Raw genomic sequence first — 17,588 nt, forward strand, 5'->3', positions numbered from 1 at the left:
GAAATATTTATAAGCGATCTTTACCACCTGCCAGAAATATTCAGCAACTATTTGTATCCATTCAAATTTAAACCGCACGGCCAATTGATATTATGTTGGCATCATAAAAAGACGGTTCCAAAGCGTCATTTCGCCCCCTTGCCTTGCCTTCTGAAATCTGTTCTTTTTGCAGATAAGGAAGACTCATACCACTCAGGGAACTGAAATGAAAAAGGTATACGCCGTAGTACTCACCTACAATCGAAAGGATCTGCTCAAACGCAGTCTAGACGCCATTTTCTGTCAGACCCGGTGCTGTGATGGGGTCATCGTTATAGATAACGCCAGCAGCGACGGCACCGAGTCCATGCTGATGCAGGCTGACTATCCCGGTCTGCAACTCTACGTTCTCTCGCATAACATAGGCGCCTCCGGCGGGTTCAACGCGGGGTTCCGCATGGCCTTCCAGCAAGGGGCCGATTTTGTCTGGATGATGGATGATGACGTCATCGCCGCGCCCGATGCCCTGGCCCAGCTTCTGGAGGCCGACGAGTTACTGGAAAGCAACTCCACCGAACGCGCATTTCTGCTTTCGACGGCCTTCACCGAGAGTGGGCTGATCACCAACGCGCCGAGTGTCGACACCCGGCGCAACCGCATTGATTATGAAAGCTGGCCGCTGACTCTGGAGCATGGCGTGCTGCCAGTGCGCCGGGCGACCTTTGTATCGATCCTGGTCCCTCGCGCTACGCTGGAAGAGTACGGTCTGCCCATCGCGTCCATGTTCATCTGGGGAGAAGATACCGAGTTCACGCTCAGGGTCACGGCTAAAGTACCTGGTTACATCGTCGGCAAGAGCAAGGTTGAACATCTGCGGCAAGAGAATGGCGCCATCAGCATCATGGCGGAAACCAACCCTGCCCGGCTCAAATATCATCGCCATTATTTCCGCAATGAGATATTTGTCGCGCGCAAATATTCCCGCAACCGGCGCCTGATCATTTCCATATGCAAACAGTTGGTACTGATGGTCAGATTGCTGCGCATGCATCAGCCACAAAAAGCGCGCATCGTGTTGCAGGGGTTATCGGAAAGCTGGCGCTTCAACCCCGGGATCGAATCGGCATCCTCGCCGATTGAGGATCTGGGGGTAACCGTGCGGTCACCGACGTCCTACTTCGAACCCACTGAGGTCGAGCACAAGGACTTCGCGCTCGACTCTCTGCCACTGAATTCAGAAGAGCTTTTCGACCCGCTCATCGATCAGAGGCCAGGACCGATCCTTGTCTGACATGGTGCTGACCGGCAACGGCCAGACGATCCCGAGGCGTTCATCGTTGAAACGTAAACCACGCTCCGCATGGGGCGTGTAGGGCGCAGAAACCAGATAGCTGACTTCGGTATCATCCACCAGGGTCTGGAAGGAGTGGGCAAATCCCGGGGGCACATAAAGCTGATGGCGGTTGCGATCCGTCAGCTCGAACGCTTCGTGTTGCAAGTAACTGGGAGAGTCTTCGCGCAGATCGACAATAACGTCCACAATCGCCCCCCTGATACACCTGATCAGCTTGGCTTCGGCATAGGGCTGAATCTGGTAGTGCAGCCCGCGCAAGGTGCCTCGCTGGGCGGAGACCGACGTGTTTTGCTGAACATAATCGCCGGCCATTCCGTGCTGCAGAAATTCTTCGCGGCACATGCTGCGAGCAAAAGAGCCGCGCTCATCACCCCGGGGCTCCAGCTCGATCAACCAGGCATCCTTCAGAGTAGTTTCTCGGTAAATCATGCAAAACTCCTTTTCAATGGCTGCCACAGGGCTTCAAGCAAACAGGTGTTCCTGCTCGGCGTATAAGGCATCCACCAAGCGCCCGGGGGGTACGCTGACATCGTCAAAGGTCAGCGGTGTGTCCTTGGCGACCGGGCGTACCAGCGTGCAGCCCAACGCCAGACCGACTGGCAGCAGGTTGTCGCGGCGCACCGCGTCCATATTTTCCGCTACGCCGTAGACCTCATAGCCGCCGAAATCCTCAATCACCTCCCCTGGCTGCAGGTGCTTCTTGGCCAATGCAATCACACCCACCGTGGGCCCTCCCTTCGGCGTCAGTACCGCGTCGTTGAACAGCACCGCCCGCGCGACCGAATTGGGAACTTCGAAATGGCAAAGGTGATAGGGCGTATAGAAGCAGTAGTACGGCCCCTTGCCGAGCTTGTACAGCTCGAGATAATGCCGCTGCCGAGGGTTGTCCAGCGTGCCCAGAACAAAGATGCCAGGGCCCGGTCGCGCGCCTACCACATAGTCAACGAGCCCTGGGCCTGTAGGATCCAGATGCGGTTCAAAGGCCGCAAGAGTTTCTTCGATGGGCACTAGCGGAGCGCCCGGATCACCACCGGAAAAGTCTGGCCCGAGCATGCCGCGGCGAGCTACCCGCATACCGGTACCGTTGGCCACGATAGCCTGCTCGAAGGAAATCTTGGTGCCATCGGCAAACGAGGCGACCATCGCCGCCTTCTGCCCCCACCGTTTGGCGAAACTTTCCTGAGTGGTTGGATTGCGATATGGGTCGTGCAAGCCTTTGATGTTACCGCACAGAACAGGCTTCAAACCCAGTCCGGCAACGAACCGGTACTGGTTCATTTGCACACCTGGCTGATCGCCATCGGAGAAGCTGTAAACTACTCCGGCAGCGTCCGCGCGCTGCTTGAGAATCGGGCCAATTGTGCCGTCCAGCTCGGCGTTCATCTGCACTACATGCTTGCCGCTTTCCAGTGCCGCCAGAACGGCATGGGCAGCAAATTCGATCGACCCGGTCACTTCAATGATTGCATCCAGACCATCCGCCCGCGCCAGCGCCTGAGCATCCTCGGTAACCGCCGGGCGGCCGGCGGCAATGGCGCTCTCCAACTGCGCCTGGGTGTCGCAACGCACAGGCTCAACGCCGACTTGTCCGTATAGCGCAATGGCCGGTGCCAGGTGCCGATTGGCTACCGCGCACAACTCCATCCCCTGAGTGGCGGTCATTATCTGCAACGCAATACCGCTGGCCTGAAAGCCCGCGCCAATCATGCCCACGCGAATGGGCCGCCCTTCTGCCTGACGCTTGGCCAGGGCGCTGTCGACGATGATCATTGCTCTTCTCCGAATCTTGCGCTGACGTGATCAGTCCCAAAGCTTCCAGGGCGCACCGGCGGCCCAGGTCTCTTCCAGTACCACCTTGTCGCGAAGCGAGTCCATGCTCTGCCAATATCCCTTGTGGTGATAACTACCCAGCTTGCCGGCTTCAACCAGACGGTTCATCGGCTCGTTTTCCCAAACCGTCTGGTCGTCGTCAATCAGATCAAACACCTTGGGCTCACAGACAAAAAAACCACCGTTGATCAAACCACCATCAGCAGCGCCCTTTTCGCGGAAACCTTCCACGTGACTCAGCTCTTCATTCAAGCGCAGCGCGCCGTAACGGCCCGGCTGTGTCACCGCGGTCAAGGTGCACCAATGCCCGGACCTACGGTGGGCCTCGACCAGCGCAGTAATATCCACATCACTTACGCCGTCACCATAGGTCAAGCAGAAGGGTCCGTCAGAAAGGTATTGCTGAGCACGCTTGAGGCGCCCCCCGGTCATGGTGTCGCCACCGGTATCAAGTACGGTGACCTTCCACTTCTCCTTCAGCTTGTCATGCCATTCGATACTGCCGCTTTGCAGATCAATGGTGTAATCGCTGCGGATGCCGCGGTAGTTGAGAAAGTACTCCTTGATAAATGCGACCTTGTAACCACCCAGCACCACAAACTCGGTAAAACCATGATGGGCGTACATTTTCATGATGTGCCAGATGATCGGCATGCCACCAACTTCAACCATCGGCTTGGGCCTGACGGCTGTTTCCTCACTCAATCGGGTACCAAACCCGCCGGCAAATATCGCTACTTTCATATAGCTACACTCCTTGGCTGCTACGGAAAAATAAACCGCTTAACGCTCAAGCCAGACCAGATTCTCGGATAGCCGCTGTTCGGCAATATGGCTTTGCAGCACATGCAGACGCATTAGCGGTGAAGAGCGGAAATCAGCGTCGTTGAACTTCATCCGTGTCAGGCCCTCGATCAAGCGTTTGATCGAGTCGGACAAGGTCATCTGCGGCTGATGATCTGGCGCCAAACGGGCGAAGAGGCTGAAGTCCACCTTGTATGAGCGGCTGTCGACCGGTGCATCGGTATTGATACTGACCGTGGTGCCAGGAACGGCATCGGCCACCGCCGCCGCAAGATCGCGCACCTGATGATTGCGCGCGTCAGATCCGGTATTGACCGTGAGGAACCGGCCGCCGTTATCGGCTTGCCGCTGCACGGCCCAATCGATAGCGCGGGCCATGTCTGCCACATCAATCAATGGCCGCCAGGGTGAACCATCGCTGAGCACGGTGATCCGCCCCTCGCTCAGCGCGCAGGCAACAAAGTCATTGAGTACCAGGTCCAGCCGCAGGCGGTCGGACATGCCACAGGCAGTAGCAAAACGCAGGCAGGTGATGACCATGTCGGTGTCTATCTCGGCCAACGCTTGTTCGGAACCGATTTTTGATTTGGCATAGGCCGTCATGGGGGCCACGGGATCAGACTCGCAACGCGGCGCGCCGTCAGCTACGCCGTAGACGCTGCAGCTGGAAGCAAACACAAAATGACTGACTCCCACGGCAGCGCAATTTTTAGCGATGGCCAGCGTTGCGTCCTGATTGATCTCCCGTGTCACCGCGGCGAAGCGGTTGCCCATCGGATCATTGGAAACGGCGGCCAACTGGACCACCGCGTCGTAGCCCTTGAGCTCGTTCTCAGTGATCGCTCGCACGTCACCAAAGAATTGTTGATGCAGATAGCGCTCCGGTGCGCTGATGGCACCGGTCAGGCAGTGAGCGAAGTAGGCATTGTCGTAACCATCGATTTGCGCCTGGGGATGCCGCTGAGCAAGCTCGCGCACCACTGATGGGCCGACATATCCCAGGTTCCCCAACACAAGTATTTTCATGCAGCTTTCCTTAGCAGAGGGCCCGATAATATTTTGAAACAAGCTAAAAAATGGATCCAACAGCGCAATCAGGTCAAGAGCTATTTTTCAAACAAGAAAGATTCCGACGAAATGCTCGGACACAGCGTATTCGGCGCACGAGCTCAGCACCCCAATGCTGCCACCCAGGCGACCGGCCGGCAGATTGCCGACATCACTGGCGTTTCTTCGCCTGAGAAGCATAGACTCCATGCACTACAAACTTAACAGTAATGCAGGGGGCGCATGAGCAACCTTCAGCAACTACGTCATTTTGCCGCCTTGGCTGAACACGGCAACTTCGCCCGGGCAGCCGAAGCGGTGCATCTCAGCCAGCCCGCGCTGAGCCGCAGTATTCAGGGACTCGAAGCAAGCCTGGACTGCCGCCTGCTCGACCGCCACAGCCGCGGCATCAGCCTGACCGTGCATGGTCAATTAGTGCTTGAGCACGCTCAAAGATTATTGGCTGGTAGTCATGCATTGAAAAACGCGGTCAGCCAACTGGGTAACCTGGAAGCTGGCGAGCTGCTGCTGGGCAGCGGCCCTTACCCGGCAGCGCGTTTGATTCCGCAAGCTATAGGCAAACTTGCCAGCGCCTACCCGCGTGTAAGAATTCAACTGCTGATCGACAACTGGCTGGGTCTGCGCCGCCGGTTACTCAACGATGATCTGGAGCTGTTTGTCGCAGACATCCGCGATCTGGAAGACGACCCACTCCTGCATATTGAGGCTCTGAGCGTGCATCGCGGCGTGATCTGCTGCCGGCCCGACCATCCTCTCAGCCGCAAGAAGAGTCTCTCGATTGAAGAGCTGTTGGCCTATCCCTTGGCGGCAACGCATTTGCCTCAGCAAATCAGTCAGGAGCTCAACAGTCTGAGTGGCAAGGAACAGCCGATCAGCATTCAGTGTGACAACTTCATGGTACTCAAAGCGCTGGTAGCGCAGAGCGACGTACTGACCATGGCGTTATGGGATGTGGTCGCAGAAGATGTGGCCGCCGGCCGACTGAGCGTACTGCCGCTGGCCAACGGTATGTTTCAGCAGACCTCTGCTTATGGATTGGTTAGCCGCGCAGGTCACACGCTCTCACCTGCTGCACAGATTCTCAGGCAGCACGTGCTGGAAGATGAAAGGACAAGTTAGCTGCGGATCAAGCTGGAAGGGATAGCCAGAGGGAGAATGGCGAACCCGACCGAACAACTAACACCTTGGCAGGCAGCAGCTGAACAGGCCGGGCTCTTGCAGCTCATGAAAGGGTGCTGACGCTAGGCGACACACCCCGTTCGGCATCACGTAACAGATCCCTCAAGCGCTCAGAGCCATCCTCAGCCAGAAAGCCTTTGTGACTCTCATCCGCAGAAGGTCCGAACTGCGATGCACCCTGTAACAGCTCACGCAAACGCTCGGAGCCGTCCTCTACCAGATAGTCTTTCAGGTCACTACCTGTAGAAAAGCCAAGTTGCGATGCACTGTTTGCTCTGCTTTCTACCGACTTGGTACGCAGATCGATAAGACGCTCCGCACCGCCCTCAGCATGGGCAACACCGAAAGAAGACCCTACCAACACAGCGGCTGAGACCAGACCCGCCAACACATTAGAAGACAGACGATTTGATACTTTCATTTTGCATACCTCCAGAACCGTTTTATGACTTGAGGCGGGCTTGAATATGACCGCCTTCAAGATTCCTGCAGAACAAGCCCATTGGCTCTCTGCATGGTTCGTACGATAAAGATCTGGAGGAAAATGCGGTACACACATACTGTCAACTTATTGCCCAATTCTGCATGCACCCTTATTGAGCATCCTTCATCACCATTTACAACCCCTGAAAAATGGGGCTTCTATAACAAATAAAACAATCCTGTAAGATTATTGCCCATTCCTACTTGCCTGGTTATCCGATGCACACGGCGCACTCTTGCATTAGCTGCCAGAACGATTATGGTAGAGAGTATTCCCGTCTGAAAACCGCAATCGCACATGAAGCAGCCTCATTCCACCTCTAGAACGCCTCAGGACTTCCTCGTTTAAGCCGGGACGTTTTATACGTACCCGGCCGTGTCATTTATCGCCCGTCTCCTAGGTCCTGCCCCATACAAGATGGTTTGAGTCGCTCGGCGCAGCCGAAGCGCGACCAAGGTCTGTGTCCGGTCTGAGCATGAAAAAATTGAATCAAACGGAAGAATACTCAGTATGAATATGCCCAATATTGTTATCACCCGCCTGGACGCTCAGCGTCTGGAAAAGCTGTTCGACCCGATGACGTACCCGCTCGACAGCCTTGAAGCATTGGAAGCTGAAATGGCCCGGGCGCGGGTCATCAGTCACAAACGCATTCAACCCGATGTCGTCACCATGAACTCCACCGTGCGGTTGCTCGACGAAACCACCGCGCGCGAGTTCCTGGTGACCCTGGTGTACCCGCATAACGCTGGGGCACCTGACACCGTCTCGGTACTCGCTCCGGTGGGTATGGCGATCCTGGGACTCAAGATCGGCCAGAGTATCGAATGGTCGTCAGCGCATTGCCGACCACTGAAACTGACAGTGCTGGACATTCCCTACCAGCCCGAGGCTAATGAGGAATATCACCTCTGAGGTGCCGAACGTGATGAAGGGGTACCAAGTACCCCTTTCCTTCGCACAAATAATCGCTAACGCACGCCCGACGCCCGTAACGCCGCCGGAGTAAATTGGTTGTAACTGGGCTGGTAATCATACTGCGGGGCGGACTCTTCTTCGGTATACATGCCCAGTGCGATATAGCGACCGGCCAACAGGTCGTACAGCGTTTCGATCGCATACCCCGCAGTCTGGCGCTTGTAATTAAACGCAATGTGCCCCTCGCCTACGCGCCAGAGCGTGCCTCGGCCGTCGTAATGATCGGCAAGACTGATCATCCAGGAGTCTTCATCAACAAAGAAATTGCGCTGAGCATAAACGTGCCTCTGGCCCTGCTTGAGACTCCCTTGCACCTGCCAAACACGATGCAACTCAAAACGCGTATGCTCGGGATTGATGTGCCCCGCCTGAAGAACATCCTCATATTTCACCTTGCGATCCGCCATCCGATAGGCGTTGTACGGGATATAGACTTCCTGCTTGCCTACCAGCTTCCAGTCATATCGGTCGGGGGCACCGTTGTACATGGCAAAATTGTCTGAGGTGCGCAGGCCATCGGATGCAGAGCCCTGACCATCGTAAGCGACCTGCGGAGCCCGGCGAACCCGACGCTGGCCTGCGTTATAGACCCAGGCCATACGTGGTTCCTGTAACTGATCCAGCGTGTCATGCACTAGCAATACATTTCCAGCCAGACGTGACGGCGCATTCACGCGCTGCTTAAAGAACAGCAGAGTGTTGGGCATGCTCGAAGCGTCCACGTCAGGCATGAACTGCGGATAGGCGACCTCCTCTTCCATTTTGATCAACGTGTAGGAACCATTGGTCTGCGGCATTGCCTGCATATACCAGCGTTTGTAATTCAGACGATAGCGGGTGTGATGGTTCCATATCACCTCGGCCCCAGACTTGGGAATCGGAAAGGCGAGCACATCGTGGGCAAAGTTTTCAATGCCATCACCGCCGTTGACCAATCGAGCCTGGCCGGCGGTCCGCTTGACCTGTTCATATACGGCGTCAGGATAACCAACGGTCCGCTTGGATTGGAAAACCGGCATGCGATAAGTGTCTGGGTAGCGCTCGAAAAGTGCCATTTGGCCAGGCGTCAGGTGTTCGCGGTGCTCCTGGTAGTTTTGCGCTGTAATGACAAACTCGGGTTGTTCGCCTGCAAAAGGATTGCTTTGGAAGTTGTTATCCAGAACCTCCCCTGCGTCCGAACCAAGCCCGCCCGTCCACTCCGGAATAGTGCCCGCTGCATTGCCCGCTCTCTCAGCACCGATCGGCGTCAGCTCGGCACCCAGCTTGTCTATTTCCTGCTGAGTTAACGACTGGGCCAAGAGGCCCGAGGTCGACAATCCCAGCACCACACCCATCGCATTGATAACCGTATTTTTCAATCGCATATTATTATTTTCCTTGGATAAATGCTGCCCACAGACAGCCGTATGCCACCCCATGCATTGCAGCAGCGGTAAATGGTGTTTTTAGAAGGTATTGGTGGAGCAATTAGGTAGCCGGGCGCCGCCCGGCCAGGGTCAGTCCGTGGCCTGCAGATAATCGGTCGTCAGCGCTGAAAGCGCCTTGATACCCGTCAACAGCGCCTTGTCATCTACCATAAATTCCGGTGAATGATTCGGCGCCGCCTTGCCCATATTGTCCGCCGGAGTCACGCCCAGGAAGAAGAACAGGCCCGGTACCTTCTGAGCGAAATAGGAGAAATCTTCGGAGCCAGTCACTAGCGGTGAGGGGAAGGTCCGGCCATCCGTTACCCTCTGCAGCGTGGGCAACATGCGCGCGGTTAGAGCTGGCTCGTTCACCGTCGTGGCGTAGTTCTCGATGATCTTCACCTCGGCCTGCGCGCCGGACGCTTGAGCAGTGTGCTCAGCCGTCTGCGTGATTTGCGCATTCACTTCCTTCTGCACCGCATCATCAAAGGTCCGTACCGTACCGGTCATCTTGACCTTATCGGGAATGATGTTGTGGCGCGTACCGCCCTCGATGGTGCCGATGGTGACCACCGCTGGTGCCGGCATGATATCGGTTCTACGGCTGACCACCGTTTGCAGGCCAGTGATGATCTGCGCACTGGCGACGATCGGATCAACCCCATTCCAGGGCTGCGCCCCGTGCGTTTGCTTGCCGGTTACCGTGATATGCAGATCCCCGCTACTGGCCATGGTTGGACCGCTGCGGTAGCCAATCACGCCAGTTGGCGCTGCAGCCGTCACGTGCAGACCAAAGATCGCATCCACCGCCGGATTCTCCAGCACGCCTTCCTCAACCATCAGGCGCGCGCCGAAATAGCGTTCGCCGTCATAAACATAATCACTCGGACCCTCTTCCGCCGGCTGGAATATAAACTTCACGCTGCCGGGCAACTCCTCGCGCACCGCTGCCAGGTTTTCCGCCACTGCCATCAGTATCGCCACATGCGCATCATGCCCACAGGCGTGCATCACCGGCATCGACTTGCCGAGGTATTCCTGCTTCACCGCGGATGCATAGGCAAGGCCGGTATTTTCTGCCACTGGGAGTGCATCCATATCGGCCCTGAGCGCCACCACCGGGCCTGGCTTGCCACCCTTCAACATGGCCACCACACCGGTAGTACCTACACCCGTCTCGACCGTCATGCCCAACTGGCGAAGATGCCCGGCAATCAGCGCGGCCGTTCGGGTTTCCTGATTACCCAACTCCGGATGCTGATGAATATCATGCCGCCAGCCGATGGCTTTCTGCTCAAGCTGCGCTGCATTGTCGATTACCCGGTCGGTAAGCGATTGCGCCGCCAATGAAGTCAACGGCAGGCCCGCGACGAACATAAGGCTGGCGCCCAGAAGCAAAGTCTTGGTCATCGTGTTATCTCTTTTTTAGGAGTTTATTGCCGACTGGCTTAACTGAGCCGAACGGTAGTGCGTTGGCGAGCAACCAAACCACTGACGAAACGCACGGTAGAACTGTGCCGATTGCCGATAGCCTAACAGGGCGGCAACAGCGTCCAGCGAATAGCCCTGGAGCAGATAGCGCTGAGCCTGCTGCTTTCTAGCCCGCTCGATCAGGCCTCTGAATGCAGCACCTTCTCGCTGAACATTGCGCTGCAACGTACGTCGGCTCACCGCCAACAGAGCCGCACACTGATCAATATCGACATCGCCCTGGCGGCATAGCAGTGGCAGCAGCGCCATGACCGAATCGCACCATTCCGGCTCCGGATTCAGGCGCATCAGATGCCGTTCACGCCTGGCAATCTGCTCCACAGAACAGCTCGGCCAGCCTAGCGGAAGGTCAAGTGAGCCCTGACCAATATGAATCTGCGCCTGACCTGGCCCGTCAAAAAGAACCTTCACAGGGAACAGTGTGCGGTAGTCCTGCTGCACTTGAGCATCAGGGGTGTAAGCAAGGCTAACGTGTTGAATCTCGTTGATGCCCAGGCTGAGTAACGTTCTGGTCAGTCCATAAACAATGGCATCGCGCTGCAGGCAGGCGGCGGCCGAGCGGCCCGCGGCCGCGACGCTCAATACGCAAGCGTCCCCTTCGCCGCCAAGCGCCAGCGCTACACCCTCGTTGTTTACCTTGAAGTAGCGGCAAAGCAATACCAGCGCATCGCGCCGGGTGAAGGCACTGGCGAGGTAGGTTTTGCGCAGAAAACCAGCTTGATAATTGAGACCGGCGTACGCCCTGACCAGCAACAGCGGATCGCCCACCGCATGCAGTAAATCAGTCACCAGTTCATCCATCTCGGTGAGTGCGATGCGCTGATAGGCAGACTGGCGCTGTAAATGGGTAACCTGACCCGAGACCGACTCAATCACCGCACTCGGCAGCGCAAGCTTGAGCGCCTTGACCGTAGTCATAAAGTGCTCAGGCGAAACGGATCGCGCAGTTGCGCTTACCTGATTTCCCTGCGACCAACTGGGTGGGTGGATGGGCATTGTCATGACTGCGTTTTTGAATAGGGGTGAACTGCTTATTGTTCCCTGATTCTAGAGGGCAAGCAGATCAGCACAAGTGCAATCGGTGCCAAAGTCAATCCTCCTACCCCATAACTGCCCAAGACTCAATTTTGAATAAAAAGTCCTTGGTGAGCTCAACCGCTGGGTGCACCTATCTCATCTGCCGATCCAGCTACTAGGATTTACGGCGTCGCCAAGAAATTTCTGTGGACCGAGGCTGTTGAACAACTAGATGTGCGACAGCTTCGCGTGGCGTTATCGCCTTAATGCCACAGCCTTGGCAGCTTCCTCGATGGCGCATCATCGTAAGGCGCAATGCCCACTACCAGCCCCGATGCACTCCATTATTTTGGAAGTAAGCTGCTCCGACTTTAAGCCCGCAGTGCGGGCTTTTTTACAGGACTAGGTTTCTCACGCTGCATAGGGCCCGGAGTTGTCTTTATTCCTAGTTAGCTTATGGTAGTTAGCGTTGAACATGAGAAAAGACCATTTTGCCATGCCCATGACAGATAGACATACCACAAGACCTTTCGCCTTCCTGAATTAAGCCGGGACGGGGCAACCGTACCCGGCTGAGCGCAAATCTCACACATCACATAGGATTTTGAAATGTCGTCTATTATCGGCGCGCGCTCACATGTGCGCGCAAAAATGATCAGGGGCTCCTCCTGCCTGATGATCGGGCCGCGCGAACTAGCTACTGTAATCGGCAAGCTGGAAACTTTAGGTCTGGATGGAGGATGTGTAAATAACGATCCTCGCGCACGGATCAACAGCACCATTGTTCTCTTGGATAGAGAAACTTTGGAGTTCCAAACGCTGACTTTGACTGCGCAAAGTTACAGCAAAGGATCTACAATTTCGATTTTCTCACCTCTAGGTTGCGCCCTGTTGGCGTGCCTGCCAGGACATAGCCTGACGATTCCCGGCTATGCCAGCGGGTATCGGTTTTTAGTTTCGAGTGTTAAACACCGAGAATAAGAAACTATCACCAGGGCTCTCACAGCGAGAGCCTTACTACTGCTGGGAGTTAGGTTAAAGACACCTTCCGCTCCACGGTCGCAGAAGGCTAGCTCCGAGGGTGTCAAACTCCTATCCGAAACCGAAATTCAGGCAAAAAAAAGGCCCTCTCTTTCGAGAAGGCCTTTCAAAGTGGTGCCGGCACCAAGAGTCGAACTCGGGACCTACTGATTACAAGTCAGTTGCTCTACCAACTGAGCTATACCGGCATGGGCACGCATTATATAGAGCTTGGCCTCTGTGTAAAGCCATCCACAGCGCTTGTAGGTAAAAAGTCTGTATTTTCTGCTGATTTAGGCGAATGCCCAGCTTGTGCATGAAATCTCTACCAGCACTTGACAAAGACGCCTCAAGCCGTTGTTTACAATAAGATATCCACTTTGGTTCGTTTTTGATCAACGCGCTGCAAAGCACGGATTTCGGGGCTCTGGTGAAACTACCAAGAAGTCATCAACATTGTTATCCACAGATGGCGGGGATAAGTTTTGCTTGAGCATCTTGTGGATAAGTCTGTGTGCAACCGGTTCACAGACTGGTGATGGCCTGTTCAGTATTTCGCTCGGCCAGCAGCAGAAAATTACGCGGCGTCAGGTGGGCCGGGGCGAACAGGCCGAGGTTTACGGTATAACCCGCCTCTTGTAGATAGAGTGCGCGGTCAAGCAATAGCCAGAGCTCCAATGGCCGACGAAACACGCCGCCAACCAGCTCCAGATTGCGCACCTCGGCCAAGCGTTGCCAGCCACGCGCTTCCAGCGCCGCCCAATCGATAGCGTTGGGCAGTATCAGGTCGTGATGCGCGGCCAAGTCTGTACAGAATGCAGCAACGCCCTGCGCCATTGCGCTCTCCGGTCTGGAGGGCGTGGGCAAGTACAGGTCGCGCCCGCTGGCCTCGCGCTGCCACAGATCAAATGCCAGGCGCCAGGCCATGGATTGGTCGCGCAGCCGCCGCGCGCGCTGGCCTGCGGTATAGGTAGCTTGCAGCGGCAGACTGAGGTCGTGCCTGTTGAGCTGCAGGCCGGACTGCTGAGCGAGTGTGGATAATGGGTGATAGCTGTCCCCGTCAATCCGGTTATAGCAGCACGGCGACAGAGCTATCTGTGCGCAACCCGCGTGCGCGGCCTGTTGCAGCAGGGTCATATGCAGCTGGCCGCAAGCATGCAGCGCGACCAGACTATGCTCAGGCCGCAACTGGCGCCAGGCTCTTGGAGTCAGCACGTCGCAGTCCAAGTGCGTCGCGTCCACCTGCAGCGTCTGGCTGAGTATGCGCCCGTCGTGGTTGAGCTGTGCATCCTGTTCCAGACAAGTCAGCGGCTGACCGCCTTGCCACGCCAGTAAGCGCCCGAGGTGCCCCTTACCAGCGCACCAATCCAGCCAATGCTGTGGCGGCCGGCTCCAGCCGCGCTGACTGGCCTGGGTAAACCGGGTGATCTGCTGCCATTTGCGCCCGGGTATATGCCGCTGCAGCAATTCCGGCCAGCTTCGCGTCGGCTCCGCAGACCAGTCTGGAACCTGGCTCAAGGTTGCTGCTTGTTCACACAGCTGGCGAAAAGGGTCGGGGGCGTCGAGGGCTTGCAGTTGGGTATGGGCTTGCTCGGCCTCACTCAGGCTACGTAAGCGCAGCCAGGTGGCCAATTCCGGCCACTCCTGCTCCCACGATAGGTTGAGCTGGGTAAAGGGCTTGGCGCGCCACACGGACTGATGCTGAACCAGCCAGGCATCCAACTGCTGGAATCGCTCAACATAGTCCATGGTGGCTCTCAGCGCTTCTGGCTGGCCTCAATCTTCAACCAGCGCTCGACCAGCTTGAACAGCTGCGTGAAGGCAATGGTAATGACCAGATAGATGACGCCCGCAACCAGATAGAAGAGTTCGAACTGATATGTCTGGGAGTTGATGCCCTTCACCACGCCCATAATGTCCATCACCGTAATGGTGTAGACCACGGCGCTGGCCTTGAGCATCAAAATCACTTCGTTGCCGTAGGCGGGCAGCCCAATGCGCACTGCGCGCGGCAAAATGATGTATTGCAGGGCCTGCCGACGAGACATACCCAAGGCGCGAGCCGCCTCGACCTCACCACCGGGTACCGACTGAATGGCACCGCGCAGAATCTCGGCAATATAAGCCGCGGTGTGCAGTGTCATAGTGATGAGCGCGCACCAGTATGGCTCGCGCAGGTAGTGCCAGAACATGCTCTCGCGCACGGCCTCGAATTGCGAGATGCCGTAATAGACCAGAAACAACTGCAGCAGTAGCGGGGTACCGCGGAAGAAGAACACATAGGTATACGGCAGCGCGCGAACATACCAGTGGCGAGAGGCGCGGGCGATGCCCAGCGGTATCGCGAGGATCAAACCGACCACTAAGGCGACGGCGACCAACTCCAGCGTCACCAACATCCCATCGAGCAGAGCGGGCAGGAACCGCGCAACCATTTCCCAGCGTTCGGCCCAGCTCACAGTTCAGTCCTCACGAAGCCCCGATTCGCTCGACGCTCAAACACATGCAGCGCGGCCATAATGATCACTGTCAGTCCCAGGTAGATCATCGCGGCGGTAAAGTAAAAGGTGAAAGGTTCCTTGGTCGCGTTCGATGCCACCTGAGCCTTGCGCATGATTTCTTCCAGGCTGATGAGCGACACCAGGGCGGTATCCTTGAGCAGGATAAGATACAGATTTCCCAGGCCAGGCAGCGCGACGCGCCACAACTGCGGCAGCGTGATGCGCCAGAAAATGCGCGGGCCAGACATGCCCAGCGCCAACCCCGCCTCTTTCTGACCACTGGGAATGGCCAATAATGCGCCGCGAAACACCTCGGTAGCATAGGCACCAAAACACAGACCCAACGCCATGGTGCCCGCAATGAAGGGGCTCAGCGTCAGGTAGGGGTTACCAAAAAAACTACCCAGGTAATTGAAAATGGAGGTGGTGCCGTAATAGGCCAGCAACACCCAGAGCGTTTCAGGAATGCCACGCACAACCGACGTATAGAAGCCACCCACGCCACGTAACAGTGGGTTTCCGGATATCTTGGCACTTGCACCCAATAGGCCAAGCAGCAGCCCGAGTGCGACAGATGCGAGGGATAAGCGGATGGTCATCCAGGTCCCTTCAAGCAGGGCTGGACCAAAACCTTGTAAATCAAGCATGGGCAGGTATCAGTTCCGGGCCCCGAGGGGCCCGGCCAGTCAGGTCAATAGATGCTGAAGGGGAAGTACTTGTCGTTGATCTCGGCGTAGGTGCCGTCATCAATGATTTCCTGCAGAGCCTTGTTCAGGCGCTCACGCAGCGGGTCGCCCTTGCGTACAGCGATGCCGATCTTGTCGTTGTCGAATACTGGGTCACCCTTGAATTCGAAATTGGCACCGGCTTCACTTTGCAGCCACTCGTACTGTACGAAGTTGTCCGCCAGCACGCCGTCAATGCGACCGGAGTTCATGTCTAGGTAAGCATTTTCCTGGGTGTCATACAGACGCACGTCAACTACGTCACCCATGTTTTCTTCCAGCCACTGGCCAGCGATAGTCGCGCGCTGGGCGCCAATGGTCTTGCCTTTCAGGCTGGCTTCGTCAGTCTTGAAGTCAGAGTCCTTCGGCGCAACAAACTGCAGCTTGTTGGTGTAATAGGGCTCGGTGAAGTCAACGGCCTGCTGGCGCTCTTCAGTGATCGACATGGAAGCGACCAGGAAGTCGAAACGGCGGGTGTTCAGCGCGGGAATGATACCGTCCCAATCTGAAGTCACCACGGTGCACTCAGCGTCCATTTTTTCACACAGAGCCTTGGCGATGTCGATGTCGAAACCGACCACTTCACCGCTCTTGTCGATCAGGTTGAAGGGAGGATACGCCCCTTCGGTGCCGATACGCAGCTCATCGGCCAGTGCCGGAGCACTGATCAGCATGGCGGTAGCGGCGGCTAACAGAACCTTCTTATAGCTTTTCATGGGTACTGCTCCTTACTTTTGGCTGGACATGAATTGTCTACAACGTTCCGACTTGGAGTTATCAAACACTTGCTCAGGGGTGCCGATTTCCTCGACCTGACCCTGATGGAGAAAAACCACCTGGCTGGACACTTGCCGGGCAAAGCCCATCTCATGGGTTACCAACAACATAGTACGCCCTTCCTCGGCCAGCGCGCGGATCACGGTCAGCACTTCATTGACCATTTCCGGGTCCAGCGCCGAGGTTGGCTCATCAAACAGAATAACCCGCGGTTGCATGGCCAGGGTGCGAGCAATAGCTGCACGCTGTTGCTGGCCGCCGGAGAGCTGTGCGGGAAACGAGTGGCGCTTGTCGGCGATGCCGACTTTCTCCAAAAACAGTTCCGCTGCGGCGATCGCATCTGCCTTGGGTTGACCCAGCACCCGGCGCGGCGCCTCGATAATGTTGTCGAGGATGCTCATGTGCGGCCACAGATTGAAACTCTGGAACACGAAACCGACCCGTGCGCGCAGACGGTTGATCTGTTTGCTGTCAGCTGCAACCAGTGCCCCGTTACGACCGGGCTTGAGCTTCATTTCTTCGCCGGCGACGATGATCTGTCCGGCGTGGGGGTTTTCCAACAGGTTGATACAGCGCAGCAAAGTACTTTTGCCGGAGCCGGAAGAGCCGAGGATGGAGATGACGTCGCCGTCGTGGGCAACAAGATCAACGCCCTTGAGAACTTCAAGGTCGCCGTAGCGTTTATGCAGATTACGCACTTCGAGAGCGGGCGGTGTCACGTATCGTTTCCAGTCAGCGCAAAAAGCACCTGTGTACAGGCACTTGATTATGAATGACTACCGGTCGGACCGGCGTTCCGGTGGGCCGGCATACCGGATTCCGGCGTATCGACAGATCCATCTGCAATAATCCTGTCATGCGGCAAAGCTAGCACAGCTAATGCGCATGACCAAGAACCCTCTTGGGGTCATGTCCCGAATATGCATGCAAAAGTCTTTCCAGATTAAACCCGGCAGAGACATTTCGTACGGACAT

Annotated in this window: 18 protein-coding genes and 1 tRNA gene; 5 read left to right on the plus strand and 14 right to left on the minus strand. The window is 56.4% G+C overall.

All coding sequences use genetic code 11. From position 1 onward, the window contains the following. Positions 1 to 205 precede the first annotated feature (205 nt). Positions 206 to 1,270 carry a glycosyltransferase family 2 protein gene (locus DT594_RS16595; protein ID WP_149333980.1) on the plus strand — a complete coding sequence of 355 codons (1,065 nt, stop codon included), beginning with the start codon at positions 206 to 208 and terminating at the stop codon, positions 1,268 to 1,270. On the opposite strand, the gene rfbC is transcribed toward DT594_RS16595, so the two are convergent. From rfbC to DT594_RS16615, 4 genes are read right to left on the minus strand one after another with little or no spacing between them, the layout of a single operon-like run. Continuing rightward, entirely contained in the window at positions 1,214 to 1,762 is a 549-nt protein-coding gene (rfbC, locus tag DT594_RS16600) for a dTDP-4-dehydrorhamnose 3,5-epimerase (protein WP_149333981.1), read from the minus strand. The two genes, DT594_RS16595 and rfbC, sit on opposite strands and share 57 nt — an antisense overlap. A gap of 33 nt (positions 1,763 to 1,795) precedes the next feature. Further along, positions 1,796 to 3,103, minus strand: coding sequence for an NAD(P)H-dependent oxidoreductase (locus DT594_RS16605; RefSeq protein WP_149333982.1), 1,308 nt, complete (start codon positions 3,101 to 3,103; stop codon positions 1,796 to 1,798). 30 nt (positions 3,104 to 3,133) lie between these two features. After that, positions 3,134 to 3,907 carry a glucose-1-phosphate cytidylyltransferase gene (gene rfbF, locus DT594_RS16610; RefSeq protein WP_149333984.1) on the minus strand — a complete coding sequence of 258 codons (774 nt, stop codon included), beginning with the start codon at positions 3,905 to 3,907 and terminating at the stop codon, positions 3,134 to 3,136. Between the two features lie 39 nt (positions 3,908 to 3,946). Beyond that, entirely contained in the window at positions 3,947 to 4,993 is a 1,047-nt protein-coding gene (locus DT594_RS16615) for an NAD-dependent epimerase/dehydratase family protein (protein ID WP_149333986.1), read from the minus strand. A 33-nt stretch (positions 4,994 to 5,026) separates the two neighbouring features. Here DT594_RS16615 and DT594_RS16620 point away from each other — a divergent pair, with 33 nt between their 5' ends. After that, entirely contained in the window at positions 5,027 to 5,239 is a 213-nt protein-coding gene (locus tag DT594_RS16620) for a hypothetical protein (RefSeq protein WP_149333988.1), read from the plus strand. An 18-nt stretch (positions 5,240 to 5,257) separates the two neighbouring features. Then, the gene (locus DT594_RS16625) at positions 5,258 to 6,154 is read left to right on the plus strand and encodes a LysR family transcriptional regulator (RefSeq protein ID WP_149333990.1); all 897 of its coding nucleotides are present in this window, start codon (positions 5,258 to 5,260) and stop codon (positions 6,152 to 6,154) included. A gap of 103 nt (positions 6,155 to 6,257) precedes the next feature. Here DT594_RS16625 and DT594_RS16630 read toward each other — a convergent pair whose 3' ends face one another. Continuing rightward, complete coding sequence (locus DT594_RS16630) at positions 6,258 to 6,635, minus strand: hypothetical protein (protein WP_149333992.1); 378 nt, start codon at positions 6,633 to 6,635, stop codon at positions 6,258 to 6,260. A gap of 573 nt (positions 6,636 to 7,208) precedes the next feature. On the opposite strand from DT594_RS16630, the gene rnk reads away from it, so the two are divergent. Beyond that, the gene (gene rnk / locus DT594_RS16635) at positions 7,209 to 7,613 is read left to right on the plus strand and encodes a nucleoside diphosphate kinase regulator (RefSeq protein WP_149333994.1); all 405 of its coding nucleotides are present in this window, start codon (positions 7,209 to 7,211) and stop codon (positions 7,611 to 7,613) included. A gap of 56 nt (positions 7,614 to 7,669) precedes the next feature. On the opposite strand, the gene DT594_RS16640 is transcribed toward rnk, so the two are convergent. The 3 genes from DT594_RS16640 to DT594_RS16650 form a co-directional block, all read right to left on the minus strand. Further along, positions 7,670 to 9,040, minus strand: a complete 1,371-nt coding sequence (locus DT594_RS16640; RefSeq protein ID WP_149333996.1) for a DUF1329 domain-containing protein — start codon at positions 9,038 to 9,040, stop codon at positions 7,670 to 7,672. 132 nt (positions 9,041 to 9,172) lie between these two features. Beyond that, positions 9,173 to 10,492, minus strand: coding sequence for an amidohydrolase (locus DT594_RS16645; RefSeq protein ID WP_149333998.1), 1,320 nt, complete (start codon positions 10,490 to 10,492; stop codon positions 9,173 to 9,175). 15 nt (positions 10,493 to 10,507) lie between these two features. Next, positions 10,508 to 11,491 carry an AraC family transcriptional regulator gene (locus DT594_RS16650; protein ID WP_178091557.1) on the minus strand — a complete coding sequence of 328 codons (984 nt, stop codon included), beginning with the start codon at positions 11,489 to 11,491 and terminating at the stop codon, positions 10,508 to 10,510. A gap of 708 nt (positions 11,492 to 12,199) precedes the next feature. Here DT594_RS16650 and DT594_RS16655 point away from each other — a divergent pair. Then, a complete protein-coding gene (locus tag DT594_RS16655) occupies positions 12,200 to 12,571 on the plus strand; it encodes a GreA/GreB family elongation factor (protein WP_149334002.1) in 372 nt (123 codons plus the stop codon). A gap of 172 nt (positions 12,572 to 12,743) precedes the next feature. On the opposite strand, the gene DT594_RS16660 is transcribed toward DT594_RS16655, so the two are convergent. The 6 genes from DT594_RS16660 to DT594_RS16685 form a co-directional block, all read right to left on the minus strand. Beyond that, a tRNA-Thr gene (locus DT594_RS16660) sits at positions 12,744 to 12,819 on the minus strand. 316 nt (positions 12,820 to 13,135) lie between these two features. Continuing rightward, positions 13,136 to 14,359, minus strand: coding sequence for a methyltransferase (locus DT594_RS16665; protein WP_149334004.1), 1,224 nt, complete (start codon positions 14,357 to 14,359; stop codon positions 13,136 to 13,138). Between the two features lie 8 nt (positions 14,360 to 14,367). Further along, complete coding sequence (locus DT594_RS16670) at positions 14,368 to 15,045, minus strand: ABC transporter permease (RefSeq protein ID WP_149334098.1); 678 nt, start codon at positions 15,043 to 15,045, stop codon at positions 14,368 to 14,370. Positions 15,046 to 15,065: 20 nt separating this feature from the next. Then, positions 15,066 to 15,758, minus strand: coding sequence for an ABC transporter permease (locus DT594_RS16675; protein ID WP_149334006.1), 693 nt, complete (start codon positions 15,756 to 15,758; stop codon positions 15,066 to 15,068). A gap of 44 nt (positions 15,759 to 15,802) precedes the next feature. Continuing rightward, positions 15,803 to 16,552, minus strand: coding sequence for an ABC transporter substrate-binding protein (locus DT594_RS16680; RefSeq protein WP_149334007.1), 750 nt, complete (start codon positions 16,550 to 16,552; stop codon positions 15,803 to 15,805). Between the two features lie 12 nt (positions 16,553 to 16,564). Beyond that, positions 16,565 to 17,332: an ABC transporter ATP-binding protein gene (locus DT594_RS16685; protein ID WP_149334009.1), complete on the minus strand. Its 768-nt coding sequence runs from the start codon at positions 17,330 to 17,332 to the stop codon at positions 16,565 to 16,567. Positions 17,333 to 17,588 lie beyond the last annotated feature (256 nt).

The sequence above is a fragment of the Halopseudomonas laoshanensis genome (genome assembly GCF_008365385.1).
Lineage (GTDB): Bacteria > Pseudomonadota > Gammaproteobacteria > Pseudomonadales > Pseudomonadaceae > Halopseudomonas > Halopseudomonas laoshanensis.

Excerpts from the sequence above, each read along its gene's own strand:
- DT594_RS16595 (WP_149333980.1), top strand. The coding sequence starts at position 206 with ATGAAAAAGGTATACGCCGTAGTACTCACCTACAATCGAAAGGATCTG.
- rfbC (WP_149333981.1), bottom strand. The coding sequence starts at position 1,762 with ATGATTTACCGAGAAACTACTCTGAAGGATGCCTGGTTGATCGAGCTG.
- DT594_RS16605 (WP_149333982.1), bottom strand. The coding sequence starts at position 3,103 with ATGATCATCGTCGACAGCGCCCTGGCCAAGCGTCAGGCAGAAGGGCGG.
- rfbF (WP_149333984.1), bottom strand. The coding sequence starts at position 3,907 with ATGAAAGTAGCGATATTTGCCGGCGGGTTTGGTACCCGATTGAGTGAG.
- DT594_RS16615 (WP_149333986.1), bottom strand. The coding sequence starts at position 4,993 with ATGAAAATACTTGTGTTGGGGAACCTGGGATATGTCGGCCCATCAGTG.
- DT594_RS16625 (WP_149333990.1), top strand. The coding sequence starts at position 5,258 with ATGAGCAACCTTCAGCAACTACGTCATTTTGCCGCCTTGGCTGAACAC.
- DT594_RS16630 (WP_149333992.1), bottom strand. The coding sequence starts at position 6,635 with ATGAAAGTATCAAATCGTCTGTCTTCTAATGTGTTGGCGGGTCTGGTC.
- rnk (WP_149333994.1), top strand. The coding sequence starts at position 7,209 with ATGAATATGCCCAATATTGTTATCACCCGCCTGGACGCTCAGCGTCTG.
- DT594_RS16640 (WP_149333996.1), bottom strand. The coding sequence starts at position 9,040 with ATGCGATTGAAAAATACGGTTATCAATGCGATGGGTGTGGTGCTGGGA.
- DT594_RS16645 (WP_149333998.1), bottom strand. The coding sequence starts at position 10,492 with ATGACCAAGACTTTGCTTCTGGGCGCCAGCCTTATGTTCGTCGCGGGC.
- DT594_RS16650 (WP_178091557.1), bottom strand. The coding sequence starts at position 11,491 with ATGACTACGGTCAAGGCGCTCAAGCTTGCGCTGCCGAGTGCGGTGATT.
- DT594_RS16655 (WP_149334002.1), top strand. The coding sequence starts at position 12,200 with ATGTCGTCTATTATCGGCGCGCGCTCACATGTGCGCGCAAAAATGATC.
- DT594_RS16665 (WP_149334004.1), bottom strand. The coding sequence starts at position 14,359 with ATGGACTATGTTGAGCGATTCCAGCAGTTGGATGCCTGGCTGGTTCAG.
- DT594_RS16670 (WP_149334098.1), bottom strand. The coding sequence starts at position 15,045 with ATGGTTGCGCGGTTCCTGCCCGCTCTGCTCGATGGGATGTTGGTGACG.
- DT594_RS16675 (WP_149334006.1), bottom strand. The coding sequence starts at position 15,758 with ATGCTTGATTTACAAGGTTTTGGTCCAGCCCTGCTTGAAGGGACCTGG.
- DT594_RS16680 (WP_149334007.1), bottom strand. The coding sequence starts at position 16,552 with ATGAAAAGCTATAAGAAGGTTCTGTTAGCCGCCGCTACCGCCATGCTG.